At 71.2% G+C, this 25,958-nt stretch carries 20 protein-coding genes and 2 pseudogenes; 13 read left to right on the top strand and 9 right to left on the bottom strand.

Features of this window, described 5'->3' with window-relative positions; translation table 11 throughout:
• Positions 1 to 27: 27 nt before the first annotated feature.
• Entirely contained in the window at positions 28 to 1,446 is a 1,419-nt protein-coding gene (locus AB0I23_RS36135) for an APC family permease (RefSeq protein WP_359116243.1), read from the bottom strand.
• A gap of 802 nt (positions 1,447 to 2,248) precedes the next feature.
• On the opposite strand from AB0I23_RS36135, the gene AB0I23_RS36130 reads away from it, so the two are divergent.
• The gene (locus AB0I23_RS36130) at positions 2,249 to 2,791 is read left to right on the top strand and encodes a Chromate resistance protein ChrB (RefSeq protein WP_359116241.1); all 543 of its coding nucleotides are present in this window, start codon (positions 2,249 to 2,251) and stop codon (positions 2,789 to 2,791) included.
• Positions 2,792 to 2,844: 53 nt separating this feature from the next.
• Positions 2,845 to 3,984 carry an MFS transporter gene (locus tag AB0I23_RS36125; RefSeq protein ID WP_359116284.1) on the top strand — a complete coding sequence of 380 codons (1,140 nt, stop codon included), beginning with the start codon at positions 2,845 to 2,847 and terminating at the stop codon, positions 3,982 to 3,984.
• Positions 3,985 to 3,997: 13 nt separating this feature from the next.
• Here AB0I23_RS36125 and AB0I23_RS36120 read toward each other — a convergent pair whose 3' ends face one another.
• Entirely contained in the window at positions 3,998 to 4,372 is a 375-nt protein-coding gene (locus AB0I23_RS36120; protein WP_359116239.1) for an ArsR/SmtB family transcription factor, read from the bottom strand.
• 106 nt (positions 4,373 to 4,478) lie between these two features.
• Between AB0I23_RS36120 and AB0I23_RS36115 the strand changes: the two genes are divergently transcribed.
• The 3 genes from AB0I23_RS36115 to AB0I23_RS36105 all read left to right on the top strand — a co-directional run bounded on the left by AB0I23_RS36115 (position 4,479) and on the right by AB0I23_RS36105 (position 9,439).
• Positions 4,479 to 6,467, top strand: coding sequence for a heavy metal translocating P-type ATPase (locus tag AB0I23_RS36115; protein ID WP_359116236.1), 1,989 nt, complete (start codon positions 4,479 to 4,481; stop codon positions 6,465 to 6,467).
• A gap of 220 nt (positions 6,468 to 6,687) precedes the next feature.
• Positions 6,688 to 8,202, top strand: coding sequence for an FUSC family protein (locus AB0I23_RS36110; protein WP_359116234.1), 1,515 nt, complete (start codon positions 6,688 to 6,690; stop codon positions 8,200 to 8,202).
• A gap of 181 nt (positions 8,203 to 8,383) precedes the next feature.
• Complete coding sequence (locus AB0I23_RS36105) at positions 8,384 to 9,439, top strand: lactonase family protein (protein ID WP_359116231.1); 1,056 nt, start codon at positions 8,384 to 8,386, stop codon at positions 9,437 to 9,439.
• 102 nt (positions 9,440 to 9,541) lie between these two features.
• Here AB0I23_RS36105 and AB0I23_RS36100 read toward each other — a convergent pair whose 3' ends face one another.
• The 4 genes from AB0I23_RS36100 to AB0I23_RS36085 form a co-directional block, all read right to left on the bottom strand.
• Entirely contained in the window at positions 9,542 to 10,465 is a 924-nt protein-coding gene (locus AB0I23_RS36100; protein WP_359116230.1) for a sirohydrochlorin chelatase, read from the bottom strand.
• Between the two features lie 119 nt (positions 10,466 to 10,584).
• Positions 10,585 to 11,616 carry an N-acetylglucosamine kinase gene (locus AB0I23_RS36095; protein WP_359116227.1) on the bottom strand — a complete coding sequence of 344 codons (1,032 nt, stop codon included), beginning with the start codon at positions 11,614 to 11,616 and terminating at the stop codon, positions 10,585 to 10,587.
• Positions 11,613 to 12,290 carry a uracil-DNA glycosylase gene (locus AB0I23_RS36090; protein ID WP_359116224.1) on the bottom strand — a complete coding sequence of 226 codons (678 nt, stop codon included), beginning with the start codon at positions 12,288 to 12,290 and terminating at the stop codon, positions 11,613 to 11,615. The genes AB0I23_RS36095 and AB0I23_RS36090 overlap by 4 nt, the downstream gene beginning before the upstream one ends.
• 34 nt (positions 12,291 to 12,324) lie before the next feature.
• Entirely contained in the window at positions 12,325 to 13,413 is a 1,089-nt protein-coding gene (locus AB0I23_RS36085; protein WP_359116221.1) for a WD40/YVTN/BNR-like repeat-containing protein, read from the bottom strand.
• Between the two features lie 274 nt (positions 13,414 to 13,687).
• Here AB0I23_RS36085 and AB0I23_RS36080 point away from each other — a divergent pair, with 274 nt between their 5' ends.
• Positions 13,688 to 14,404: a cupin domain-containing protein gene (locus tag AB0I23_RS36080; RefSeq protein WP_359116220.1), complete on the top strand. Its 717-nt coding sequence runs from the start codon at positions 13,688 to 13,690 to the stop codon at positions 14,402 to 14,404.
• Here AB0I23_RS36080 and AB0I23_RS36075 read toward each other — a convergent pair.
• Positions 14,392 to 14,913, bottom strand: a complete 522-nt coding sequence (locus tag AB0I23_RS36075) for a GNAT family N-acetyltransferase (RefSeq protein ID WP_359116281.1) — start codon at positions 14,911 to 14,913, stop codon at positions 14,392 to 14,394. The two genes, AB0I23_RS36080 and AB0I23_RS36075, sit on opposite strands and share 13 nt — an antisense overlap.
• Positions 14,914 to 15,109: 196 nt before the next feature.
• Complete coding sequence (locus tag AB0I23_RS36070; RefSeq protein ID WP_359116217.1) at positions 15,110 to 17,845, bottom strand: SpoIIE family protein phosphatase; 2,736 nt, start codon at positions 17,843 to 17,845, stop codon at positions 15,110 to 15,112.
• 410 nt (positions 17,846 to 18,255) lie between these two features.
• Here AB0I23_RS36070 and AB0I23_RS36065 point away from each other — a divergent pair, with 410 nt between their 5' ends.
• The 6 genes and pseudogenes from AB0I23_RS36065 to AB0I23_RS36040 all read left to right on the top strand — a co-directional run bounded on the left by AB0I23_RS36065 (position 18,256) and on the right by AB0I23_RS36040 (position 24,385).
• Positions 18,256 to 19,194, top strand: a complete 939-nt coding sequence (locus tag AB0I23_RS36065; protein WP_359116278.1) for a carbohydrate ABC transporter permease — start codon at positions 18,256 to 18,258, stop codon at positions 19,192 to 19,194.
• A 4-nt stretch (positions 19,195 to 19,198) separates the two neighbouring features.
• Complete coding sequence (locus AB0I23_RS36060) at positions 19,199 to 20,020, top strand: carbohydrate ABC transporter permease (RefSeq protein WP_359116214.1); 822 nt, start codon at positions 19,199 to 19,201, stop codon at positions 20,018 to 20,020.
• A gap of 50 nt (positions 20,021 to 20,070) precedes the next feature.
• Positions 20,071 to 22,406, top strand: a pseudogene (locus AB0I23_RS36055) (glycoside hydrolase family 3 N-terminal domain-containing protein).
• Between the two features lie 168 nt (positions 22,407 to 22,574).
• A pseudogene (locus tag AB0I23_RS36050) lies at positions 22,575 to 22,709 on the top strand (hypothetical protein); the annotation flags it as partial.
• Positions 22,710 to 22,740: 31 nt separating this feature from the next.
• Complete coding sequence (locus AB0I23_RS36045; protein WP_359116210.1) at positions 22,741 to 23,121, top strand: hypothetical protein; 381 nt, start codon at positions 22,741 to 22,743, stop codon at positions 23,119 to 23,121.
• A 166-nt stretch (positions 23,122 to 23,287) separates the two neighbouring features.
• Positions 23,288 to 24,385, top strand: a complete 1,098-nt coding sequence (locus AB0I23_RS36040; RefSeq protein WP_359116208.1) for an NADH:flavin oxidoreductase/NADH oxidase — start codon at positions 23,288 to 23,290, stop codon at positions 24,383 to 24,385.
• Between the two features lie 73 nt (positions 24,386 to 24,458).
• Here AB0I23_RS36040 and AB0I23_RS36035 read toward each other — a convergent pair whose 3' ends face one another.
• Complete coding sequence (locus AB0I23_RS36035) at positions 24,459 to 25,079, bottom strand: DinB family protein (RefSeq protein WP_359116205.1); 621 nt, start codon at positions 25,077 to 25,079, stop codon at positions 24,459 to 24,461.
• Positions 25,080 to 25,441: 362 nt separating this feature from the next.
• Between AB0I23_RS36035 and AB0I23_RS36030 the strand changes: the two genes are divergently transcribed.
• On the top strand, positions 25,442 to 25,825 hold the full coding sequence (locus AB0I23_RS36030; protein WP_359116202.1) for an ArsR/SmtB family transcription factor: 384 nt from the start codon (positions 25,442 to 25,444) through the stop codon (positions 25,823 to 25,825).
• Positions 25,826 to 25,958 lie beyond the last annotated feature (133 nt).

Genomic DNA, 25,958 nt, shown 5'->3' with positions numbered 1-25,958 from the left:
TGGGCGGGCGTGGGCCCGTCGACGTGGTCAGGGACGGGCATCCTCGGGGAGGGTGACCAGCCAGCGGGTGTCGCGGCGGGGGTGGAGGTAGAGGGCCCAGTAGAGGGTGGCCGCCGCCATGATGCCGCCGGTCCACAGCAGGTACGTGGCCTCCTGCTGGCTGAGGATGTAGACGAGTACGACGATCAGTGCCACCGGCATCGCCGGCCAGAGCGGCATCCGCCAGGCGGGCAGGTCCTTGTGGACGGTGCGGCGGGCGGCGAGCGCGGCGACCGCGACCAGCAGGTACATGCCGGTGACCGAGACGCCGGTCACGCCGTACAGGGTGTCGAGGTTGACGAAGCACAGTGCCGCGCCGGGGACGCCGACCACCAGGGTGGCGACCCACGGCGAACCGAAGCGGCCGAGGCGGGCGAGGGCGTTGTTGACAGGCTCGGGCCATGCCTTGTCCCGGGCGGAGGCGAACAGCACCCGGGAGTTCTGGATGACCATGACGATGCCCGCGTTGATGATCGCGAGTGCGACGCAGAGGCTCACGAACGTACCGACGGCGGAGTTGCTCCAGGCGGTGACCATGCCGCTGATGTCACCGGAGGTGAGCGCCGCGAGGTCGGGTGCGCCCATGGTGATCGCGACCACCGGGACGAGGATGACGGCCGTCGAGATGGCGAGGGTGGCGAGGACCGTGCGGGCGACGTTGCGCCGCGGGTGCTCCATCTCCTCGGAGAGGTAGACGGCGGTGGAGAAGCCCTGGGTGATGAAGAGTGCGATGGCCAGACCCGAGACGACCAGCATCGCGGTGACCGGGCGGGACGCCCCGCTGTCGCTCGCGACCACCCCGTGGATCAGGCTGCCCGCGCCGCGCTCGGTGTGGGCGAAGCCGAGCACGGCGACGACGGCCGCCGCGATGACTTCGAGGACCAGGAAGACGCCGGTGATCCAGGCGTTGGCACGCAGGTCCAGCAGACCGGCCAGGGTGGCGAGCAGCATGACCCCGGCCCCGGCGGCCTCGGCCGGGATGTGGACCAGCGGAGCGAGGTAGTCCGCCGTGCCCATGGCGATCACGGGCGGGACGATCATCACGACCAGCAGAGACAGGACGAACACCAGCCAGCCGGCCAGCCGGCCGGTCAGGGTGGTGACCATGGCGTACTCGCCGCCCGCGCTGGGGATCATGGTGCCCAGCTCCGAGTAGCAGAACGCCACGGCGATACAGAGCAGCGATCCGATCGCGATGGTGAGGGCGGTGGCGGAGCCGAGGTCGCCGAACAGGTCGGGCACGACCACGAAGAGCGTGGAAGCGGGCGTCACGCAGGAGAGGGTCAGCAGGGTTCCTCCGACGACGCCGATGGAACGCTTGAGAGTGCGCGGGCCGTCCTGGCCGTGGGGATCGGTCTCCGCCGGTGTGGTGCCGGAGGTGACGGGCTGGCTGAGCATGTCGGTCATGGAGCGGTTCCGATCGACTGGGTGTGACGGGTGATGGCGGGAGCGCTATCGCCTCCATGGCTTGCTGCGCTGTTGGTTTCGTCTGCTCCCGGCGCGTTATGGAAACCTGTGGGATCCGTCACGTCAACCACCTGTTACCTACGGAATTCGTTGCCGATGGGCGAACGACTCGCGGTATTCGTAGATTGGATGGGAGTCGGCCTCTTATTGACAACTTGGTGGTTCGGCTTCCCCATCGCCTTGATGACCTTCGAAACTCAGGCTTGCATTCGCTGAAACCTTTGATGTGTGAGTCGGTGGTGAAGGGTTCGGGTACGGTGAATCGCCCTCGGACCGCAACGGTATGCGCAGCGTGTAACCGGTCACGTTGTACGGATTTTTGCCTGGGGGGATGCGGGGGACCCCGGCCGGGGTCGACTGCCGCGCTGGGCGGTGTCCAGGAAATCGCCGCCAGGGTTCCGGCGAGGGCGCTGGTCTCCGGGGTCATGCCGAATGACGAAGGCGCGCCGCCTTCCTCGGTGCGCGGGACGCCGTTGTCGTCATCCGCCTCCTCACCGCCGCGGCGTCCCTCCTCCTGCTTCCGCTCACCGGGCACCTCCCGGTCGCCGTCGCCCTCGCGTCGCTGGCCGCGCTGCTCGTCGCATCGATCGTCGTGGAGGGCCCGGCCCACCGTGGTCGCCCGGTCGCGGCCCAGGTCGCGTCCGGTTGAGGGCGGACCCACGTGACGCCCGCTCCGCATGGTAGGTAACCGGTGTTACTTTTCTTCGGTGGGTGAGGATCATCGACGTCTCCGCTGCAATGGATGGTGCTGATCGTGCGGCTGCCGACGCAGCCGTCCCGGCACCGGGTGGCGGTATGGAGGGAGTTGCGCAAGGTCGGCGTGCCGTCTCTCGGGCAGGGCGTGTGGGCGGTACCGGAGGTGCCGGTCTTCGCCGACGGCGTTCAGCGGGCCGTGCGGCTGACCGAACGCGCCCGCGGCGATGCCGTGGTGCTGCGCGGCGCCGGGCGTGAGCCGGCCGACGCCGTCGGGTTCCAGGCCATGTTCACCGCGGCGCGTGAGGAGGACTGGGCTGAGTTCCTGGCCGACTGCGGGACGTACGAGACGGAGCTGGACAAGGAGTTCCGTCATGCCACTCCGGCCGAGCTCGAAGAGGAGGAGCAGAGCCTGGAGCGGCTGCGCCGCCGGCACCGTGATCTGAAGGACCGGGACGTTTTCGGGGCGCCGGGATCCGACGCGGGCGACCGGCAACTGGCCGAGTGTGCGCGGCGGTTCGAGGACTACAGCGAGAGGGTCTTCGCCCACCTGCACGCCTTCGGTGCGGATGGTGGAGGCGCGCAGCCATGACCCCCGGGCCTGCCCAGGAATCGAGGCCTCTGCCCGCGGCGTCGGGGCGGCGGATGCGGCCGCTGTACGCGGCCGGGTTCACCACCGCCTTCGGCGCACACGGCATCGCGGCCAACCTCGGCCAGGGCGACGCCGCTCTGACGCGTTCGGTGCTGTACCTCGGGCTGTTGCTCGCGCTGTACGACGGGGCCGAGGTGGTGCTCAAGCCGGTGTTCGGGACGCTCGCCGACCGGATCGGCGCCCGGCCGGTGCTGCTCGGCGGGCTCATCGCGTTCGCCGCCGTCTCCGCGGTCTTCGTGGTGGTCCGCGACCCCGGCTGGCTGTGGGCCGCCCGACTGGGACAGGGCGCGGCCGCCTCCGCGTTCTCACCCGCCGCCTCCGCGCTGGTGGCCCGCCTCAACCCGCAGGCCCGGCACGGCCGCGCATTCGGCTCGTACGGATTCTTCAAGAGCATCGGCTACACCGCGGGCCCCCTGCTCGGCGGCGTGCTGGTCTGGGCCGACGGCCTGATGCTCCTGTTCGCGGTGCTGGCAGCCCTGGCGGCCGCGGTCGCCCTGTGGGCCGCGTTCGCTGTACCTGCCGTCCCGCCTCTGCCCAAGGCGCGTCAGACCGTCGTGGGACTCGTCCGGCGACTGGCCGACGGTACCTTTGTCCGGCCGGTGGCGGCCCTGGCCGCCGCCACCGCCGCACTCTCCGTCGGGGTCGGGTTCCTGCCGGTGTCCGGGGTGGCTGCCGGTCTGTCGCCGGTGGTCACCGGCGCGGCCGTCTCCGTCCTCGCGCTGTGCGCCGCGCTCGTGCAGCCGTGGGCCGGGCGGGCCCTGGACGACGGACGCCTAGGCGCCGGAGGCGGTTTGGTGGCCGGACTCCTGGTCACCGCGTGCGGACTGGCCGCCGCCACGCTGCCCGGCCTGCCCGGCGTCCTGTCGGCCGCCGTGCTGATCGGGGCCGGAAATGGGCTGATCACTCCGCTCGGCTTCGCCGCCCTCGCGGGTACCACCCCGCACGAACGGCTCGGCCAGACCATGGGAACGGCCGAACTCGGACGTGAACTCGGCGACGCCGGAGGCCCGTTGCTGGTCGCCGCCGTCGCCGGCGCCGCCACCTTGGCCTGGGGCTTCGCGGTACTCGCCGCGGCGACCGCCGTCCTGCCGCTCGTCCTGGCCGCTCGCCGCACACCCCCGCCGCGCGGCTGACCTTCCCGGCGGTTCAGCGCGCCGCGGTCACCCGGGGGGTGTCGCGCAGCCCGAGGCGCAGGTGCTCGACGTGGAAGAGGGCCTGTTCCAGGAGTTCGGCCACGTGGTTGTCGTAGAGCGCGTAGATCACCGAGCGGCCCCGGCGTTCACCGGTGACCAGGCCGAGATTGCGCAGCAGCCGGAGCTGGTGGGAACAGGCGGACTGTTCCATGCCGACCGCATCGGCGAGTTCCGTCGCGGCGCAGGGGCCCTCCTGGAGGCGGGCGAGGATCCGCAGCCGGGACGGAGTGGCCAGCGCCTGGAGGGTGGCGGCGACATCGGCGACCCCCACTGTCTCGAGGCGTTCGCGCGACGTGGCGGCTGTCGTGTTGTCGGATCCGTGGCCCATGGGCCTCATCCTACGGAGATGGACTCATGAATGTATGTTCATGGATTCCTGTATGGTGGTGGAGCCGGACCCGCTCTGCCCCCCGTGAGTGAAGGACCTTGTTCCCATGACTTCCACCCTGACCAGGCCGGCCCCGCCCGCCGGTGCCGCCCGTGACGCGGCCGTCCCCGGGCGCCGCACCCGGATCCTCGCCCTCCCCGAGGCCCGCTGGGCGGCCGTCGCCCTGGTGCTGTTCCTGATCGCGCTGCCGCTGCACCTGACCGGCGCCCCGGCCTGGAGCTGGGGACCGCTGTACGTCCTCACGTACCTCACCGGCGGGTGGGCGCCGGGATGGGAGGGGCTGAAGGCGCTCAAGGACAAGACCCTGGACGTCGATCTGCTGATGGTCGTCGCCGCCCTCGGCGCGGCCGCCATCGGGCAGGTGCCGGACGGTGCCCTGCTGATCGTCATCTTCGCCACCTCCGGCGCCCTGGAAGCCGTCGCGACCACCCGCACCGCCGACTCCGTACGCGGTCTGCTCGACCTCGCCCCCGCGACCGCCACCCGTCTGGACGTCCACGGCGGCGAGGAGACGGTGGCCACCGCCCAGCTCGCTGTCGGCGACGTCGTCCACGTACGCCCCGGCGAGCGCATCGGGGCCGACGGCCGCGTCCTGACCGGGGCGAGCGACGTCGACCAGGCCACCATCACCGGCGAACCCCTCCCGGTGGCCAAGGAGGCGGGCGACGAGGTGTTCGCCGGGACGCTCAACGGCACCGGGGCCCTCCGCGTCCGGGTCGAGCGCGACGCCTCCGACTCGGTCATCGCACGCATCGTGACGATGGTCGAGGAAGCCTCCCGGACCAAGGCGCCCACCCAGTTGTTCATCGAGAAGGTCGAACAGCGGTACTCGCTCGGTATGGTCGCCGCCACCCTCGCCGTGTTCCTCGTACCGCTCGCCTTCGGCGCGGACCTGACCGGGGCTCTGCTCCGCGCGATGACCTTCATGATCGTGGCCTCGCCCTGCGCCGTCGTCCTCGCGACCATGCCGCCGTTGCTGTCCGCCATCGCCAACGCCGGGCGGCACGGAGTGCTGGTCAAATCCGCCGTCGTCATGGAGCGCCTCGGCCAGGTCGATGCGGTCGCCCTGGACAAGACGGGCACACTCACCGAGGGCACCCCGCGCGTCACCGACATCCGGCCCCTGGCCGGATGCGGCCTCGACGAGAACGCCCTCCTCACGCTGGCGGCGGCGGCCGAGCACCCCAGCGAGCACCCCCTTGCGCGCGCCGTCGTGGACGCCGCACGCGAACGCGGCCTCGCGCTGCCCGCAGCGGCGGACTTCGGCTCCGCACCCGGTATCGGGGTGACCGCCACCGTCGACGGGCACGCGATCGCGGTGGGTGCTCCGGCGCGCCTGCTGAACGGGGCGGCGGAGCCGTCCTCCGTCCGTGCCGCCGCGCTCGCCGAGCAGTTGCAGGACGGCGGCCGCACCGCGGCTGTCGTCACGACGGACGGCAGACCGGTCGGGGTTCTGGGCATCGCCGACCGGCTGCGTCCGGACGCAGCTGTCACGGTGCTGTCCCTCGGGGCCCTCACCGGTACTGCGCCGATGCTGGTCACCGGGGACAACCCGCGCGCCGCCTCCCGGCTGGCCGCCGAAGTCGGCATCACCGACGTACGTGCCGGCCTGCTGCCCCAGGACAAGGTCGAGACGGTCCGGGAGCGGGAGCGGGCGGGCCGCAGGCTCCTGGTGATCGGCGACGGCGTCAACGACGCCCCGGCGCTCGCCGCCGCCCACACCGGCATCGCGATGGGCCGGGCCGGCTCCGACCTCGCGCTGGAGACCGCGGACGCGGTGATCGTCCGCGACGAGCTCGCCACCGTCCCCGCCGTCGTCGCCCTCTCCCGCCGTGCCCGCGCTCTCGTCGTACAGAACCTGGTCATCGCCGCGGTGTTCATCACCGCGCTGGTCGTGTGGGACCTGGTCGGCACCCTGCCGCTTCCGCTCGGCGTCCTCGGCCATGAGGGCTCCACCGTGATCGTCGGCCTCAACGGTCTGCGCCTGCTGCGCGACGGTGCCTGGAAGCGCGCCCGCGCCGAGGCCGGCGTGTGAACCGCCCGGACGGTCTCCCTCCGGCCCGACGGTTCAGTGGAGCGTGGTCCATTGGCGCGCATCTGGCCCATCGAAAGCGCATCCGACTGTGCCAATGGTGCAGCAGGATCGGTCCGACTTGAGCCAGGTGGCGGCGAGATGCTCTGATGAACCCGGTCGATGGCGCTGCGGATCCCGCGGCGCCTTTTTCATGCCCGGACAGAGCAGGGAGTGGTAATCGGTGCTGAAGCGGATGTTGGTGGCTCAGGACCCGGGGCGGCTGCGGCTGCGCAGCTCGGCCCGGGCCGTTCTCGGCATCGGCCCGGCCGTGACGCTTTCGGGCCTGGCCAGTCACTCGCTTCCCGCGGCCGTCGCCGGCGGCCTCGCCGCACTCCTCGCACTCTTCACGGTCACTGACGCCCAGGTCCGCGACCAGGCGCTCACCACCTCGCTGCTGCCCGTCGTCGGATTCCCGGTCCTGGCACTCGCGACGGCACTGCACGACTACCCCGTGGCGCGCGACTCCGCGTTCCTCGCCGTCGTCTGCGCGGGCGTGTACGCGCGCCGCTGGGGTCCCCGCGGCCACGCTCTGGGGGTCTTCGCGTTCATGGCGTTCTTCATGGCGCAGTTCCTGCACGCCGTACCGGGCCAGCTGCCCGAGCTCTGCGCCGCCGTCGCGCTCTCGCTGATCACCGCCTCGGCAGTCCGCTTCGGCGCCTGGTGCTACGAACGACGGCTGCCCGCGCCCGTCGTACCCGCACTCCAGGGCAGTCGCGGGCTGGCACGGGCGACCACGCGTCAGGCGATCCAGGCGACCGCCGCCAGTGCCTTCGCGCTCGGCATCGGGCAGCTGCTGTCCGTCGACCGCTGGTACTGGGCCGTCGGCACGGTCTGGTGGGTCTTCGTGAACACCGCCTCGCGCGGCGAGACGCTGGTCCGCAGCTTCCGCCGCGTCCTCGGCACGGTGGCCGGGATCGCCGTCGGGCTGCTGGTCGCCGTGCCGCTGCACGGCGCGACGGTCCCCACCACGGCCCTCGTCGCCGTCTGCGTCTTCGGCATCTTCTACACCGCGGCCGTCTCGTACAGCTGGATGGTCTTCTTCGTGACCGTGATGGCAGGACTGCTGTACGGGTTGCTCGGCGTCCTGAATCCGGGGCTGCTCGTGCTGCGCCTCACGGAGACCGGGGCCGGAGCCCTCGGCTCGGCGCTCGCCGTCCTTCTCGTCCTGCCCGTCACCCTCCACGCGACCACCGACGCCTGGATCCAGCGCGCCCTGCGCTGCGTGCACGCCTGCACCGCCGGGGCTGCCGCCCGCCTGGCCGGTTCCCCGACCGCCGACCCCGGTCCGCAGGTGGCCGAACTGGAGGCGCTGCTCGGCCGGGTCCGGCTCTCGCTCGCCCCCCTGGTGCATCCGCTCAACCCGTTGCGAGCCCGTAAGGCGCGCGCCCGTAAGATCCTCGCTCTGCTCGACCTGTGCGCCCGCGAGGTGCGCGGTCTCGCCGCTGTCGCGGCCGCCCCCGACGCCTCGCACGACGCCCGGCTCGGAGCTGCCTGCCGCCGTGTCGAGGCCGCGGTGCTCGCCTTGGCGCAGCCGGGACCTGCCCGTGCGGAACTGCACGCCGCGCCCGCGCACACGCCGCACCACCACCCCGGGGCCGAGGCCGCACTCGCGCATCTGCACGCCCTGGAGCGGGCCCTCGCGGAACTCGCCGCACCCCTGCGCACCTCGCCCCGCGCCCCGCTCGTCCCGGCCTGACCTGCGGCCCGCCGGCGACGACGACACCGGCCTGATCTGGGGGTGTCCGGCGGATCACGGCCGGAGTCGCGCCTGATCTCCCCACACCTCCCAGACCGCGCAGGGTGCGCTGCTACCGTCGCCCCGGAAGATCACGACGGCCCGAACTGTCGTGATCAGTCGGCGGAGAGGGGTAGAAGCGGTGAGCGGCAACGGTGGCGGACGGGCATTCATCGGGTCGTTCACGTCGGCGGGCGGGCTGGGTGTGACCGTCGCCGCCGTGGACCGGGAGACCGGGGCGCTGACCGCCCTCGGCGCCACGGACACCGTTCCCGATCCCTCGTATCTCGCCCTGGGCCCCGGCTCCACCACCCTCTACACGGTCAGTGAGACCGAGTCCGGCGCGGCCGCCGCCCTCGACATCACCGGCGACGAACCGTGGCTGCTCGGCGGGATCCGGCCGGTGGACGGCAGCGGACCCACCCACCTCGCACTGGCCGGCGGACACCTGATCACCGCCAACTACGGCTCAGGCAGCGTCACCGCCCTCCCCCTCCGGGCCGACGGATCGCTGGACGTTGCCACCTCCGTGCTCCGGCACGAGGGAAGCGGGCCGCACCCGGCCCGCCAGCAGGCCCCGCACGCCCACCAGGTGCTCCCCGACCCCTCGGGGAACTGGGTGCTGAGCGTGGACCTCGGAACCGACTCCGTGCGGATCTGCGCCCTCGACACGAGCACCGGCACGCTGCGGCTGCACGACGAGACGGCGCTGCGACCGGGCACCGGACCGCGCCACCTGGCCTTCCACCCCGCAGGCACCCACGCCTATGTCCTGAACGAACTCGAACCGACCGTCACCGTGTGCCGGTGGGACGCGGCCACCGGAGCCCTCGCACCGGTGGGCGAATGGGCCGTGGTGCCCGAGGACGTGGCCGCCGACGTGGACGTGGCCGTCCACCCGTCCGAGGTCGTCGTCTCGCACGACGGACGGTTCCTCTGGGCTGCCAATCGGGGGCACGACAGCATCGCCGTCCTCACCCTCGACGAGACGGGCGAGAAGGCGTCCCTGGTCACGACCGTGAGCTGCGGTGGCCACTGGCCGCGCGACCTCGCCCTCGACCCCACCGGGCAGTGGCTGTACGCGGCCAACGAGCGGTCCGGGAACGTCAGCTGGTTCGCCGTCGACCCGAGCACCGGCATCCCGCGCCACGCGGGCTCCCTGACGGCTCCTGCCGCCTCCTGCGTGATCTTCGACTGACCCACCTCCATCGCCCCACTCCGGGTGCAGCGGGCACAGGAGACACAGCCGGGCCCGTACCGGTCGGACGTCCGGTACGGGCCCCGCTCCGTGCTGATCAGATCAGTGGGCCTGGGCCCCCTGCGGTGTCACCGGGGCGATGCCGAGCGCCGTCGTGTACATCGACAGGACGAGCTTGCCGATCGCCGGGTACGCGCCGAGCGGCTCGGCCGTCGCGCAGCCCGCCTCCTTCACGGCGGCGTCCAGCAGCCCCTCGGTCACCTCGGGACCCACCAGGTAAGGCGCCACGGCCAGCTGTACCGAACCGGAGGCCTTCAGCTGGTCGGCGATGGACGCGACCGAACCCTCGACATCGAGAGCAGCGGCCATCACCGGCACCGCGAGACGGGCGGCGAGCAGCATGCCGGTGATCCCGGCGGCCTGCACGGCCTCCTCGCCACCCACGGTGGCCAGCACGATTCCGTCGGCGGCCGTGGCCACGGTGAACAGCCTGGCGCGGTCGGCACGGGCCAGACCGGCCTCGGAGAGGCGTACGTGCAGCGCCTCGGCGAGCAGCGGGTGCGGGCCGAGCACATCGGTCAGCTCGACCGGTGCACGGCTGTCCATGACGGCTTGGCGTATCCGCCGGAGCAGGGCGTTGTCCGGTCCCGCGAGCAGCGGCACCACGACGGCGGCCGGGCCCTCGGGCTCGGCGACCTCCCTGCCCGCGGCCTTCGCCTGCTCGAAGCGTGCGATGCGCTCGGCGGCGGAGTCCGCGAGTACGGAGACGAGCGTGGGGTACTCGGCATCGTCGCCGTCGAGGTAAGCGATCCGGGCATGGAGACCGGGCAGCTCGGAACGGGCAATGCTGATCACCTCTTCGGCCAGACTGCGCGTGGCCGAGGAGGGGGTACCGGGAACGGCGAGAACGAGCGCGGCAGCGCCCTCGGGTGCGACCACGGGCTCCGGGCGGCGGTGCCGTCCGGACTGGCGAGGTCGCGGCATTCGTACAGGCAGGCCGGAAGCGGGCCCAGTGGGGGTGCTCATGGCGCCGCATGCTACTGGTTTTGGGTGCCCCACTGTTCGGGGAGGGCCCAGTCGGGCGTTATCTGTCCGCTTTTATCCGATCAATGGCTTACCAGTCGACTGCCCTGCTCTGTCGCCCCTTACGACCGCCCCCGCCCGGGCCCGTACGCGGGTACGCACAGCAGCGTCGGGTGGAGCGGCAACCGCAGATCACCGGTGGCCAGCGCCTCGGCGATGCGCAGCGAACCGGCCAGCGGATCACCCGAACCGGGGACCGTCCGCGCCTGCGGCAGTTGCCGGGCGAGCTCTTCACGCAGGGGTACGAGGAGCGGATCGCCCATCCGGAACAAGCCACCCGTCAGGGCCACTTCGCACGGCTCGTCGGTCGGCCCGCGCTCCGGGCACACCGCGGCGGCCGCCTCCGCGATATGAGCGGCGGCGTCCCGCAGAATGCCCGCGGCCACCGGATCGTCCCCGGCGCACGCGGCGACCTCGGGGGCGAACGAGGCCAGCAGCGCCGGACGGTCGGTACGCGGATAGAGCAGACCGGGCAGCTCCGGCGCCGGACCGAACACCGCCTCAAGCCGGGCCAGCAGCGCGAGCGAACCGCCGCGCCGCCCGTCATGGGCGCGCATCGCCGCATCGAGCCCGGCCCGCCCGATCCAGGCACCGCCACCGCTGTCGCCGAGGAGGTGACCCCAGCCGTCGGCCCGGTGCCAGTCCGTCAGGTCCGTCCCCAGCGCGATCATGCCGGTGCCGCCCGCGACGACGGCTCCCGGCCGCTGCCCAACCGCTCCCGCGTACGCCGTCACCGCGTCGGCGGCCAGTGCCAGCAGCTGCACCCCGAGCGCCCGTTCCAGCGCCGCGGGCAGCTCCGCCCGCAGCTGGTCCCCGAGCGTCGCCATGCCGGCGGCGCCGATCGCCACGGCGACGACGGACGAGTCGGCGGCCGTCTTCGTCCACTCCCCGGCCTGAGCCCGCAGCTCGTCGACTGCGGGAAGCAGCTGCTCCAGCAGGTGTTCGGCATCGATCCCGGCCGGGCCGGTCCGCACCGGCTCGGCGCAGACCGCCGTCGCCACCGGCTTCTCGGCCCCGATCGTGCCGAGCACCACCCGGAGCCCGGAACCGCCCGAGTCCACTCCGAGGACGTACGACCCCGCGGTGGCGGTCACGGAAGCTGCCAGTCGACCGGCCGGGCGCCCTGGCGCTCCAGCAGTTCATTGGCCCGGCTGAACGGCCGCGAGCCGAAGAACCCGCGGTCCGCGGACATGGGGGAGGGGTGCGAGGACTCGATCGCCGGGAGCTCGCCCAGCAGCGGCCGCAGATTGCGGGCGTCGCGCCCCCACAGGACGGACACCAGCGGTGTGCCGCGCGCCACCAGCGCCCGGATCGCCTGCTCGGTCACTTCTTCCCAGCCCTTGCCGCGATGCGCCGCCGGCCGCCGGGGCGCCGTGGTCAGCGCCCTGTTGAGCAGCAGCACCCCCTGGCGGGTCCAGGGCGTCAGATCGCCGTTGGACGGCCGCGGCAGCCCCAGGTCCGCGTGAAGCTCCCGGTAGATGTTCTCCAGGCTGCCCGGCAGCGGACGGACCTCGGGCGCGACTGCGAAACTCAGTCCCACCGCGTGCCCCGGTGTGGGATACGGGTCCTGACCGACGATCAGGACCCGCACCTCGTCGAACGGCTGCTGGAACGCCCGGAGCACATTCTGCCCAGCAGGCAGATAGGTGCGCCCCGCGGCGATCTCCGCGCGGAGGAAGTCGCCCATCGCGGCGATGCGTTCGGCCACGGGTTCCAGGGCCTGCGCCCATCCCGGCTCGATGATTTCTTTCAACGGTCGTGCTGCCACGGGCCGCACTCTACTGCTCATACGACCGGTGCGATCAACTGCCGACGACCGCCGCCCGTACACAGAGGACGTCCGGCAGATGCGAGGCGAGCTGCTCCCAGCTGTCCCCGTCGTCCCTGCTCGCGTACACCTCGCCGTTGCGATTGCCGAAATAGACCCCCGCCGGATCGGCGTCGTCCGTGCAGAGGGCGTCGCGCAGCACCGTGCCGTAATGCGTCTCCTCGGGCAGTCCGGCGGACAGCGGCTCCCAGCTGTTGCCCGCGTCGGTCGTACGGAACACCCGGCAGCGGTGCTCGGCCGGGACGCGGTCGGCATCCGCGTTGATCGGGAAGATGTACGCCGTCTCCGCCCGGTGCGGATGCGCGGCCGCGGCGAAGCCGAAGTCGGAGGGCAGCCCCCCGCCGATGTCCGTCCAGTTGTCCCCGGAGTCGTCACTGCGGAACACGCCCCAGTGGTTCTGCAGATAGAGCCGGTCCGGATCGACCGCATCCCGGGCGACCTTGTGGACGCACTGGCCGAACTCCGGGTTCGGATCCGGCAGGAAGACCGCCGACACCCCCTTGTTCGACGGGGCCCAGTTCGCCCCGCCGTCCCTGGTACGGAACACCCCGGCAGTGGAGACCGCGACGGTCACGGCCTGCGCGTCCCTCGGATCGGTCAGGATCGTGTGCAGCCCCTCGCCGCCCCCGCCCGGTACCCACTTCGAGCGCGTCGGATGCTCCCACAGCGGGCGGACCAGCTCGAACGACTCCCCGCGGTCATCGGAGCGGAACAGCGCGGCCGGCTCCGTCCCCGCGTACACGACATCCGGCGCCTCTGCTCCGGCCGGGTGCAGCTGCCAGACCCGCTCCAGCGAGACGCCGGTGAACTGGGGGAATTTCACCGCCGGTTGCTTCGGCTCGATCCAGGTCGCGCCCAGGTCGTCGGAGTGGAACACCGACGGTCCCCAGTGCGCGCTGTCCCCGCCGACCAGTAGCCGGGGGACCTGCCCACGGGTGTCGATGGCGATCGAGTAGATCGCCTGCGCATTGAAATGCGGGCCGCCGAACTCCCATGCGCCACCGCGTCTGCGGCCGATGAAGAGTCCTTTGCGGGTTCCCACAGTGAGCAGCACGTCGGACATCGCCGACACCTCCCGAAACGCTTTTGTGACGGATACGGGCCAGTCTGCACCCGGCCACTGACAGTGGCGCGCAGACGAGGCGTTTGAGCAGGTCGGACGGCGAGTGCGAGGGCGGGCGACGGTCCGCCGCCCGCGTCGCGGCCGACGCGGTCCGGGCCCCCTTGACCGGCGTCCCCGGTGGGCCGTAACTTCCCTCGTAGAAAGCGCTTGCCCCGCTGGCGGGCCCCCGAATGGGTTCCCGACAACAGCCGACGAACCGGACCGAGGAGCGCCCGTGCCGACCTTCGAAGGACTGCCCGGCGCCGTAGCAGTCTCCCACCTCAGGGTCTACGACTGGCCAACCGAGGACGGACTGCGTGGCGGCACGCCCCACCTCCATCTCACCTGTTCCGAGGGGTATGTGGTGGTCGGCGGCACAGGCTCGGTGCAGACCCTCACCGTGTCCGGCTTCCGGCAGACGCCCCTGGCCGCCGGTTCGCTGGTGTGGTTCACCCCTGGCACGATCCACCGGCTCGTCAACGAGGCGGACCTGCGCATCGTCGTTCTCATGCAGAACAGCGGACTGCCCGAGGCGGGCGACGCCGTGCTCACCCTTCCGCCCCGCTTCCTGACGGACCCCGGCACCTATCGCGCGGCCGTCGCGCTACCCGTCGACGGCTCCGAGCCGGAACAAGAAGGCGCCGCGCGCGCCCGCCGCGACCTCGCCGTCGAGGGCTTTCTCGCGCTGCGCCGGGCCGCGGAGGCGGGCGACACCGAGCCGCTCGCCGCCTTCCACCGGGCGGCCGCCGCGCTCGTGAAGCATCGGACGGACGACTGGCGGGGGCGCTGGGAACAGGGCGCCGCCGCCGCATCCCGGGCAACCGGTGAACAGCTCGACGCCCTGGCGCTCGGGGACGGCGGTCATCTCGCCGCTGCCTGTGTGCACGCCCAACAGCCTTCGGCCTACGGAAAGTTCGGGATGTGCGGCCGTCTCGACGTCTACAGCGGCTGAGTGTCCGTGGCCGCGGTCGCGGTAAGGACCCGGGTGATGCTCCCGTCGTCCTCCGTCCTGTCCCGCACGTGCCGGAAGCCGATCCGGCCCAGCAGCGCGAGCGATGCGGCGTTCTCCGCGGCGACCGTCGCGTGCACCTCGGTCAGCTTCAGGGTGGCGAACCCGTACGCGGTGAGTGCCTGCGCGATCTCGGTCCCGAGCCCCTGCCCCCAGGAGCCCTGAGCCAGCGCGTAGACGATCTCGTGGCCGTCCACGTCCGACGACGGCTTGATCTCCGCATGGCCGACGAACCGGCTGTCCTGCCGCACCGCCCAGACGTCGAACAGATCCTGCGCGTACACCTTGCTGAAGATCCGCCCGAACAGGGCACGGTCCTCGGCCTCCGCCGCGGGGCCGTCCCCCATCCACCGGGATACCCGGGTGTCCTGGAAGAGCGCCACGAAATCGTCCTCGTCGGCAGGTGTGTACGGTTCCAGGCGCAGCCGTGCGGTGTGCAGGGTGAGGGGCATCATGCCGGTCGACCGTACGCACACCCCGTCCGACCTGCAACGGAATAAGGCCTGCAGTGCCCGGACGCCGAGGTTGTTGTGCTCGAGGGGGGACGGCCGGAAGCCTGCCGAGGCACATGTCCTGGGCGGGCTTGTGCTGCGACTCCCGCACCGCGAGGTGCCGGTTCATCCGGCGACGGCGCTCATGGCGGTGCGCTCAGAGACCCAGGGTCTCGTCGTTCCACTCGAACGCCGGCGCCTCAGCCGCGCCCGGTGTCTGTTCGGACCAGATCACCTTGCCGTCGGCCGTGTAGCGGGTGCCCCAGCGATCGGCGAACTGGGCGACGAGATACAGGCCGCGGCCACCCTCGTCCGTCGTCGACGCATAGCGCAGATGCGGTGAGGTGCTGCTGGAGTCGGACACCTCGCAGATCAGGCTGCGGCTGTGCAGCATCCGGACCCTGATGGGAGGGTCGCCGTAGCGTATGGCGTTGGTGACCAGCTCGCTGAGGATCAGCTCAGTGGCGAAGGTCTCATCCTCCAGCCCCCGGTCGGCGAGCCACTGGGACACTTCCTTGCGGACCCCGGCGACGGCCGACGGGTCGGGCTCGACGTCCCATTCGCCGACATGGGAGGGGGCAAGGACGTGTGTAGCGGCTACCAGGAGGGCGGCGTCGTCACCCGGAGGGTCGGGCAGGAGTGCTGTGATCAGGTCGTTGCAGGTCTCCTCCGGAGTCCGGTGCCGTCCGGCCAGCGTTTCGCGCATCGTGTCGAGTCCGGCGTCGAAGTTTCGCTCGCGCGACTGGACGAGACCGTCGGTGTAGAGCACCAGACGGCTCCCCTCCGGCAGTGGCAACTCCACCGCTTCGAAGGGCAGTCCGCCGATGCCCAGGGGCAGGCCTGAGGGGACCTCGGGGACCCGCACCGTACCGTCGGGCAGCACCAGGACGGGACCGGGATGGCCGGCCACGGCGGCGGAGCAGGTGCCGGCCACCGGGTCGTAGACGGCGTACAGGCAGGTGGCCCCCGTGATCTTCGCGCGCTCGTCGTCGGCGTTCTCCGTCTGGTCGATGCGCGTGACCAGTTCGTCGACGTGCGCGAGCAGTTCGTCGGCCGGCAGGTCCAGCGCGGAAAAGTTGTGGACCGCGGTGCGCAGGCGGCCCATCGTCGCGGCGGCGTGCAGACCGTGCCCGACGACGTCACCGACGACCAGCGCGACGCGGGCACCGGGCAGCGGAATGACGTCGAACCAGTCGCCGCCCACCCCCGCCTGAGCCGGCAGATAGCGGTAAGCGACATCCAGAGCGTCTTGTCCGGGCAGGTCGCGGGGCAGCAGGCTGCGCTGCAGCGTCACCGCCATCTTGTGCTCGCGGGTGTAGCGGCGGGCGTTGTCGACACAGACGGCTGCCCGGGCGACCAGTTCCTCGGCGAACGTCAGATCGTCCTCGTCGAAGGGGTCCGGATTCTCCGAGCGCCAGAAATTCACCATGCCCAGGACCGCACCGCGTGCGTGCAGCGGCATGGAGAGCAAGGAGTGGACGCCGTACGCGACGATTCTTGCCGACCGTTCGGGGTCGGGCCCCCGCCAGCGCGATTCGGCGGACACGTCCGGCACCAGCATGGTGTGCCCACGGATCAGTCCCAGAGCCGCCGGGCTGGTGGGAACGAACCCCACGACCCGTCCGATCGGGTAGAAGGGGTGATCGGCGCGCACGCCTGCGGCGGCTGTACGCCGCATGTCCAGCACGGTGCCGAGCGGCACCGACGGTTCCTCGCCGCGCAGCACGGGCTCGGCGAGGTCGACCGAGGCGAAGTCGGCGAAACGGGGGACCACCACTTCCGCCAACTCCTCCGCGGTCCGGGTCACATCCAGGGTCGTACCGATGCGCGCAGCGGCTGTGTGCAGCAGAAGCAGCCGCTCCCGTACCTCTGCGGCCCGGCCGGCCAGTGCGGCCAGTTCCGTCGTGTCGCGCAGGGTCGCGACCGTTCCGGCAGGTCCGCCGTGTTCGTCGGTGGGCCGCAGATTGACGGCCAGCAGCCGGTCGCCGGCCATGCGTACCTCGTCGGAGACGACGCGGCCGGAGGCGAGCAGTTCGGCGAGCTGAGGAGGCAGGCCGACGTCTGTCACCGCAAGCCCCTCGGGGTTCGCCGGCAGGCGCAGCAGCCTCCGGGCCTCGTCGTTGGCCAGCAGCAGCAGCCCGTTGCCGTCGATGATGAGCACACCTTCGCGTACGGAGTGCAGCACTGCGTCGTGATGCTCGTACAGCCGCGTCATCTCGGCGGGGCCGAGGCCATGTGTCTGCCGCCGCAGACGTCGACTGATCAGTGCCGCTCCGCCGGAGGTGAGGGCAAGTGTGGCCACTGCCGCGCCGACGAGCGTCGGCACGTTGCGGTCGGCCACTTTGTTCACGTTGTTGACCGTGATGCCCACGGACACCAGGCCGGCGATCGACCCGTCTGTCCTCGGTACGGGCACCACCGAGATCACGGACGGCCCCCGGCTCCCCGTGAAGGTGCGGGTGAAGCCGTGCCCGAGAAGAGCCTCCTTGTACGGGCCGACGAGGTGCTTGCCGATCAGCGCGGGATCGGGGTGGGTGTAGCGGACACCGTGTGTGTTGGACACGACGACGTCGTCGACGTGGGTGGTTTTCCGGATCTCTTCCGCGAGCGGCTGCAGCACGGCGGTGGGATGCGGGCTGTCGAGTGCTGCCACGATGCCCGGGGAGTGAGCGAACGCCACGGCGACGGCGTACGAACCTCTTCCGGCTTCCTGAATGGCTGCGCGCCTGCCCTGCACCACGAGCGAGACCGCCGCCGCGGCGACGAGCAGCACCACGAGCGCCAGCTCCAGCAGCAATACTTCCCCGGCCACGGTGCGCACGCCGAGCAGGGTGCGGGAGCGCCCGGGGTTCGACCGTCGGAGCCTTGAAATATATCCGCCAAAGCCTCCCATAGCTCCTTTTTACCCGCTATGTCCATACAAAATGTCGAACGTGTCTTGCCGGTGGATGATCAGCCAGGTGGTGATGGCGTGCGGGGCGAGGGCGTCGCGCCGTGGTAGCCCCCTGAGCGAGGGCGGAACTCCCATCCACCAGCCCCGGTCCCGACATCGGGACCCGGCGGCAGCGACAGGGTGTGAACGTGACAGGAGGCTGACCGCCCCAGGAGGCCTGGACCTGGACCGCCCTCGACGAAGCCGTGGGCTGCGACCGGCCCACGGTGATGTCCACGTCGCGGAGCCGATCGTCCGCACCGAGATCAAGATCGGGCAGTGCCTCGGCCTCACCCATTCACGCCGGTGACAGCCGCAGGTCGTGACAGGTGTCAGCGGCCGGGTTCCGCCGTGCTGCTGCGCACCACCAGATTGGTGGCGAGGTCGACCCGGGTCCGTCCTCCAAGACGCGCGGAGGCAGGAAGGCGGCCGTCGGCAACGTCGGCCGTCCACCCGTCAGCTGGGCCCTGCCCGGTGTCCTCTTCTTCGCCGTCTTCGCGATCGTCCCGCTGGCGATCGCCGTCTATCTCTCCTTCTGCAAGTGGGACGGGCTGAACTCCCCGACCTCGGCCGGCCTGGACAACTGGACCCGGCTGTTCAAGGACCCGGAGTTCCGGCAGGCCGCCTGGTTGAGCCTCCTGTTGACCACCGTCAGCTGGGCCTTCCAGACCCCCGTGGCACTGCTGCTCGGCGTCTGGGCGGCAGGTCGCCGGCGCGGCCGGGCCGTGCTCTCCGTGATCTTCTTCGTCCCGCTGCTGCTCTCCACCACCGCGATCGCCATGCTCTTCCACGCGCTGTTGGACCCCAACTTCGGCGTGATCAAGGAGATCGGGCCCTGGTTCGGGATCGACCCGAACGTCATGGGATCGTCCAGCGGCGCCCTGCTCACCGTGGCGTTCGTCGGCGGCTGGCAGTTCATGCCGTTCCACACCCTGATCTATCAGGGCGGTACCCGGCAGATCCCCCAGGTGCTGTACCAGGCGGCCGAAATGGACGGCGCCGGCATGTTCCGGCAGTTCTTCCACATCACGCTGCCGCAGCTGCGCAACACCATCACGACCTCGTCGGTCCTGATGATCGTCGGCGCGCTGACGTACTTCGACACCGTGCTGATCATGACCAAGGGCGGTCCCGGCACGGACACCACGGTCCTGCCGTATCTGATGTACCGGACCGGCTTCCAGACCTACGACCTCGGCTACGCCGCGGCGATCGCCACGGCCCTGGTCGTGGTGGCCACCGCCCTGTCGCTGGTCCTGGTCCGCTTCAGCGGATTCGGGAACATGCGGTCCACCCGGGAAGGTATGTGACGAGATGTCAGTCGAAACCCGCCACACGGCGCCGACCGTGTCGCCCGCGTTCCGAACCCGCCTGGCCACAGCCCGCCGCCACAAGCGGTGGGGCAACCCACTGGCCGGTCTGGGCTCGCTGGTCTGGCTCGTCCTCGTGGTCGTACCGCTCTACACGCTGATCTCCTCGTCGTTGATGCACCAGGACGAGGCGCTCAACGGCGACCCGCTGGCCTTCCCGACCGACCCGATGCTCGACAACTACAGGACCGTGTTGGACAGCGGCTTCTGGACGTTGCTCGGCAACACGGCGATCGTCGCCGCCTCCACCGTGGCCATCGTGCTGGTGCTCGCGGTGCCCGTCGCCTATGTGGCGGTGCGCACCCGCAGCCGGCTCTCCTCGCTCGCCTTCCGGACCTTCCTGCTCGGTGTCGCGATCCCGGCGCAGGCGGTGATCGTGCCGCTGTATCTGCTCATCGGCAAGATGGGGCTGTACGACAGCCTGCCCGCGATCATCCTGCCGACGGCAGCCTTCGCGATGCCGGTGGCGGTACTGATTCTCAGCGGCACCATGCGCGATGTCTCCATGTCCAAGGGCGGCATCAGCACGGTCGCGATCTACACGGCGCTCCAGGCGTGGAACGGCTTCCTGTTCCCGCTGATCCTGACGCAGTCGGAGGAGAACCGCGTACTGACCCTCGGTCTCTTCAACTTCCAGACCCAGTTCGGAGTCAACATCCCGGCCACGCTGGCCGCGATCGTCCTCTCCGTCGTGCCGATCTTCGCCGTGTACCTCGTGGCACGTAAGGCGCTGATCAACGGACTGATGGGGGTGGGCGGCAAGTAGCACACCGACGCCGCCCCGTACCACTATTCATGAGAGGAACCCCTGCCCCCATGGCAATCCACCCTGTTCCGCACGCACTGCGAGCCGGTCCGGCCACCGCCGTCGACGGTCCATGGCGCGACCCTTCCCTCACTCCGGAGGAGCGGGTGGCCGACCTCGTCGCCCGGATGACCCTGGAGGAGAAGTCCGCACAGCTGTACGGAGTCTGGGTGGGCGCCGACGCCGAAGGCGACGGGGTCGCACCGCACCAGAACGACATGGTCGACCCCGTCGACTGGGACGATCTCACCACCCGCGGACTCGGCCAGCTGACCCGGCCCTTCGGTACCGCCCCCGTGGACCCGGGCGTCGGCGCCGTCTCCCTGGCCCGTGCCCAGGAGCGGATCGTTGAGGCCGGACGGTTCGGCATCCCGGCGCTCGCCCACGAGGAGTGCCTCGCAGGCTTCACCGCCTGGGGGGCCACCACCTACCCCGTACCGCTGTCCTGGGGAGCCGCCTGGAACCCGGATCTGATCACCGAGATGGCCCACCGCATCGGCCGCGACATGCGGTCGGTGGGTGTCCACCAGGGACTCGCACCTGTCCTCGACGTGGTGCGCGACCTGCGCTGGGGCCGGGTGGAGGAGACCATCGGCGAGGACCCGTACCTGGTCGGCACCATCGGCACCGCGTACGTCCGCGGCCTGGAGTCCGCCGGCATCGTCGCCACGCTCAAGCACTTCGCCGGATACGCCGCGTCGGCCGGCGCCCGCAACCTTTCGCCGGTCCGGGCCGGAACGCGGGAGATGGCCGACGTCACCCTCCCGCCCTTCGAGATGGCGCTGCGCGAGGGAGGCGCCCGTTCGGTGATGTCCTCGTACACCGAGATCGACGGCGTCCCCACGGCGGCCGACCCGGTGCTGCTCACCGAACTGCTCAGGGACACCTGGGGGTTCGACGGCACAGTCGTCGCCGACCACTTCGGCATCGGCTTCCTGGAAACCCTGCACAAGGTCGCCGCGGACCGTGCCGACGCCGCCCGCCTCGCACTGACCGCCGGGGTCGACGTCGAACTGCCCACCGTCCGCAGTTACGGCGATTCCCTCGTCGCCGCCGTACAGGACGGCATCGTGGCCGAGGAACTGGTCGACCGGGCGCTGAACCGGGTCCTGCTGCAGAAGTGCGAACTCGGACTTCTCGCCCCGGAATGGTCGCCGCTGCCGACCGTGCTGGCCGGGGCGGACCCCGAGCAGGCGTGTGAGACCGTGGACCTCGACCCGCCGGAGAACAGGGCGCTCGCCCGGCAACTGGCCGAGCAGGCCATCGTGCTGCTCGCCAACCCCGGCGATGCGCTGCCGTTGCGCGGCGCCGGCCGGATCGCGGTCGTCGGGCCGCGCGCCGACGACGCCCTGGCCATGCTCGGCTGTTACTCCTTCCCCAGCCATGTCGGCGTCTCGCACCCCGAGGTGCCCATGGGCGTGGACATCGCGACCGTTCTCGAATCGCTGCGTGCGGAGTTCCCCGGCGCCGATGTCAGCTCCGCGGCCGGCTGTGATGTGGACGGCACGGACACCTCCGGTATCCCGGCGGCCGCCGAGCTCGCCCGCCACGCCGATGTGTGCGTCGCCGTGCTCGGCGACCGGGCAGGGCTGTTCGGGCGCGGCACCACCGGTGAGGGCTGCGACGCCGCGGACCTCACTCTGCCCGGCGTCCAGGGCGAACTTCTCGACGCGCTGCTCGCCACCGGAACCCCGGTGGTCCTGGTGCTGCTGACCGGGCGTCCGTACGCCCTCGGCCGCTGGGCGGACCGGACTGCCGCGACCGTGCAGGCGTTCTTCCCCGGCGAGGAGGGCGGTCCCGCTCTGGCCGGTGTGCTCTCCGGCCGGGTCAACCCGTCTCCGGGCGGCTCCCGGTGAGCGTCCCGCACGGCCCCGGCGGCCAGCCGTGGACGTATCTGCAGCCGCCGCTGGGGCTCGCGAACGGGGTCAGCAATCTGGACCCGACACCGCTCCACCCCTTCGGACACGGCCTGTCGTACACCTCCTTCGCCTGGGATCCCGGCGCCCCCGTGCCGGCCGAACTGCCCACCGACGGCTCCACCGACATCGAACTCACCGTCCGCAACACCGGTGACCGCGACGGTGCCGAAGTGGTGCAGCTGTACGTGCACGACCCGGTCGCCCAGACCACTCGCCCGGACAGCCGGCTGATCGGATACGCCCGGGTGCCGCTCGCCGCCGGAGAGGCCCGACGCGTTCGGTTCCGCTTCCACGCCGATCTGGTGTCCTTCATCGGTATCGCCGGCCGGCGGATCGTCGAACCCGGTGACCTCGAACTGCGGCTGGCGACCTCCAGCGCTGTCGCGGACATCCGGCTCGTCTGCGACACGTCGGTCGAACCGGCCTGACCCTCCCGCGGAGGGGGCTCGGTACTGCGTGTTCCCGAGCCCCCTCTTTTCCGACCTCCCTGTTCCTGAACGTCGTACTCGCTCCAGAATCCCTCTGTTCCGAAGCTCGGCCTCCCCGCTGCAACTGCGGGGAGGATTCCGAAACTTTCGATTCCGCCAAGGATCTGCATCGGCCGGTCCGGTGTGCATGTGCTGAAATTCTGGATGGTCGACCCGACGGTGGTGCTGCAGAACCCGGTGGTCGACACCGGCGGCCTCAAGCCCAGCAACCTGGCCCCGCCGGAGAGCCTCCGGCTGAAGTGAGCCGTGGGACGGGCCAGGGGAGAGCGGAGCGATGAAGAGCGAGATCGAGAACACCGACGGGCGTGGTGCGATCCTGGGCGTGACCCCCGTTGCGGCGGGGATCGAGGTCAGGGTAGCGGCTCCGTCGGGGGAGCTCTCGCTGATCTGCTCCCCTGCCCGGGCCCGGGAGCTGGCTGCGGCTCTCGCCCGTGCGGCGGACGAGGTGGAGAGCGCGCAGTCGGCTGAGCCCGTGACTGTCACGGCGGGGGAGCTGCGTCGCGGCGATGTGCGGGACGGCGACCGGGCCATGACCGTGGAAGCGGTCAGGGTCGACGGGGCCACAGCCCACATCACCTGGAAGTCGGACGCCGGACGCAGCTGGACCCAGGGATACGACACGGATACGGAGATCACGCTGCGACGCCGCGCCTGAGTTCTGAAGGGCCGACCCACGCGTGCATGAGGCCCCTCGCGAAGCGGGGAGGGGCCTCATGCACGGGTGCCTTGTTGTACGAGAACCTTCGTAATTTGACGGACGCCGTACAACGAGATGTATCGTACTAGCGATCCTGTCTTCCCCGGCGAAAGCGGAGTCTGCCGTGAGTGTCCTTTTCGAGCCCTGCACCCTGAGGTCGCTTGTCATACCCAACCGGGTATGGATGGCGCCCATGTGTCAGTACAGCGCGGAACCCGTGGGGCCGGAGACCGGCGTCGCGACCGACTGGCACTTCGCCCACCTCGCGGCGCGCGCCATCGGCGGCACCGGTCTCATCCTCACCGAGGCGACGGCCGTCAGCCCCGAAGGCCGGATCAGCCCCGCCGACCTCGGGATCTGGAACGACACCCAGGTGGCAGCCTTCCGGCGGATCACCGCCTTCATCAGGAGCCAGGGCTCCGTCGCCGGCATTCAGCTCGCCCACGCCGGCCGCAAGGCGTCGACGGCGGCGCTCTGGCTGGGCGGCGGTCCCGTCGGACCCGAGGAGCACGGTTGGCAGCCCGTCGCCCCCAGCCCGCTCCCCTTCGACGAGGGCCACCCCGTACCGCACGAGCTGACCGTGGACGAGATCCACGGCGTCGTCGAGCAGTTCCGCGAGGCCGCCCGCCGCGCCCGCGAGGCCGGCTTCGACGTCGCCGAGGTGCACGGAGCCCACGGATATCTCATCGGACAGTTCCTGTCCCCGCACAGCAACAGGCGCTCGGACGAGTACGGCGGAAGCTTCGAGAACCGCGTCCGGTTCGCTCTCCAGGTCGTCGACGCCGTCCGCGACGTATGGCCCGAGGACCTGCCCGTCTTCTTCCGGATCTCGGCGACCGACTGGCTCACGGAGAACGACGAGGACGATCGTGAGGGCTGGACCGTCGACGAGACGGTGCGGCTGGCCAAGGAGCTGCAGGCCCACGGCGTCGACCTGCTGGACGTCTCCAGCGGCGGCAACGCTCCGAATGCCCGCATCACGACGGGGCCCGGATACCAGGTCCCCTTCGCCGCCCGGGTGCGCGAGGAGACCTCGCTGCCCGTCGCGGCCGTGGGGCTGATCACCGAGCCGCAGCAGGCGGAGAAGATCGTGGCCGACGGGCAGGCGGACGCCGTGCTCCTCGGGCGGGAGCTGCTGCGGAGCCCGTCATGGGCGCAGCACGCGGCGCGCGAACTGATCGGCGAGATCCACAAGCCCGCCCAGTACCTCAGCGCCGTCTGACACGGCGAGCCCCCGCCGGACACCCGGCGGGGGCTCGTTGCGTTGCGGCCGGGGTGCCGCGCAGGGCCCCGCGTCATCCCCGGCGCGCGCGGTACAGGTCGCGGATCATGGCGATCTCGGCCCCATGGTGCAGCAGCTCCTGATTGACCCACCAGACCGTTTCGATGAACGGATCCTCCGGGTCGCTGCCATGCGGGTATGTGCTGTGTCCCACGGTGTCGAGCGCCGCGTCGTCGGCGCTGAGCAGCGCCTCCCGCCAAGCGGTGGCGCCGGATTCGAAGGCCTCGATCGCCCCGGCGACGTCCCCGGCGACCACATAGTCGTCCCGGGTCAGGGTATGGCTGCCGTTCGTGTGGTCGGCGCGCAGCGCCAGCAACTCGCTGAGGTGACTCAGCCGCCACGCCAGGGTGGTGAACGGCGGCGGCGTGGGGTGCGGCGGAGGCGTCGCGTCGCGGCCCCAGTCACCTGCGCCGACGAGCACGGTCGCTCCGGGCCCGGGACCCGCCGAGCGTCGCCGGACCGACCAGCAGCCCGGCACCGGCTCCCAGAGGTACTCCTCGTCGGTCATCGACGCGACCTCGATGTCCGTGCCGTTGCCGCTGTCCATGACGGGGCCCGTCATACGGTCGGCGAGGCGACCCCGCGCGAAGTCGAACTGCTGCAACAGGGGGATCAGACGTGGGGGTGTCGCCATCGGACGCTCCTGGAGTGGCTCGGTCGGCCTCGTCGGCAGATGCTCGTCGTCTGCTGTCCGGACCCTGTCACAGCCGATACGACACCGCGCCTCATTTTTTTCCGGAGCGGTGGCCGACCCGACCCCGGCGGTGCGGGGTGCGATGCCGACTCCGGTACGGCGACCGGTCGCGGGGACGGCTCACCGCCGGGAGCGAGGGTGGCTTCATCACGCCTCCGGTGGTGTGGGTGCGGGTGGGGTGCGGCCCCCCAGCGACCATGGAGGCGTCTTCCAGGACAGGAACTGTCCCGATGCGAAAGCCGTGCGGAAAAGTACGATGAGTCTCGTATCATAGGGCCCGAAACAACGTAAGGGGAGTTACCGTGACCGCCACCAGCGCCGCCGCTCGCGTCACCGCCGCCCCGGGCGTCGGTGCCCGTGTGCTCGCGCACCCCGCACGCGAGGAGATCCGCATCGAGGCGGTGCTGCACGCGCTCTCCGACCCGATGCGGCTGCGGGTGGTCCGCGAGCTGGCCGCCGCCGAGGACGAGCTCACCTGCTCCCGTATCGAACTGCCGGTGTCCAAGTCCACGACCACGCATCACTTCCGGGTGCTGCGCGAGAGCGGCATCGTCAGTCAGACCTACCGGGGCACCGCCAAGATGAACGGGCTCCGCCGCGACGATCTGGACACGCTCTTCCCTGGGCTGCTCGACGCGGTTCTCGCCGCCGCGAACCAGCAGGCGGACCGGCTCGGCGAAGACTGACACCACCCGGAGCGGTTCAGACCGGCCGGCAATTGGGTGGCGGCGTCACGGGGCTGGGGCACGCACCTCGCGGCGTTGTCGTCAATCACCAGGGCTCCGCCATGGCTCAATCCTCCGCCTTGCGATGCACGCA

Source organism: Streptomyces atratus (assembly GCF_040655115.1).
Taxonomy (GTDB): Bacteria; Actinomycetota; Actinomycetes; order Streptomycetales; family Streptomycetaceae; genus Streptomyces; species Streptomyces atratus_D.
Note: the sequence above shows the minus strand (reverse complement) of the source record. Positions and strands in the feature narration are given on the sequence as shown.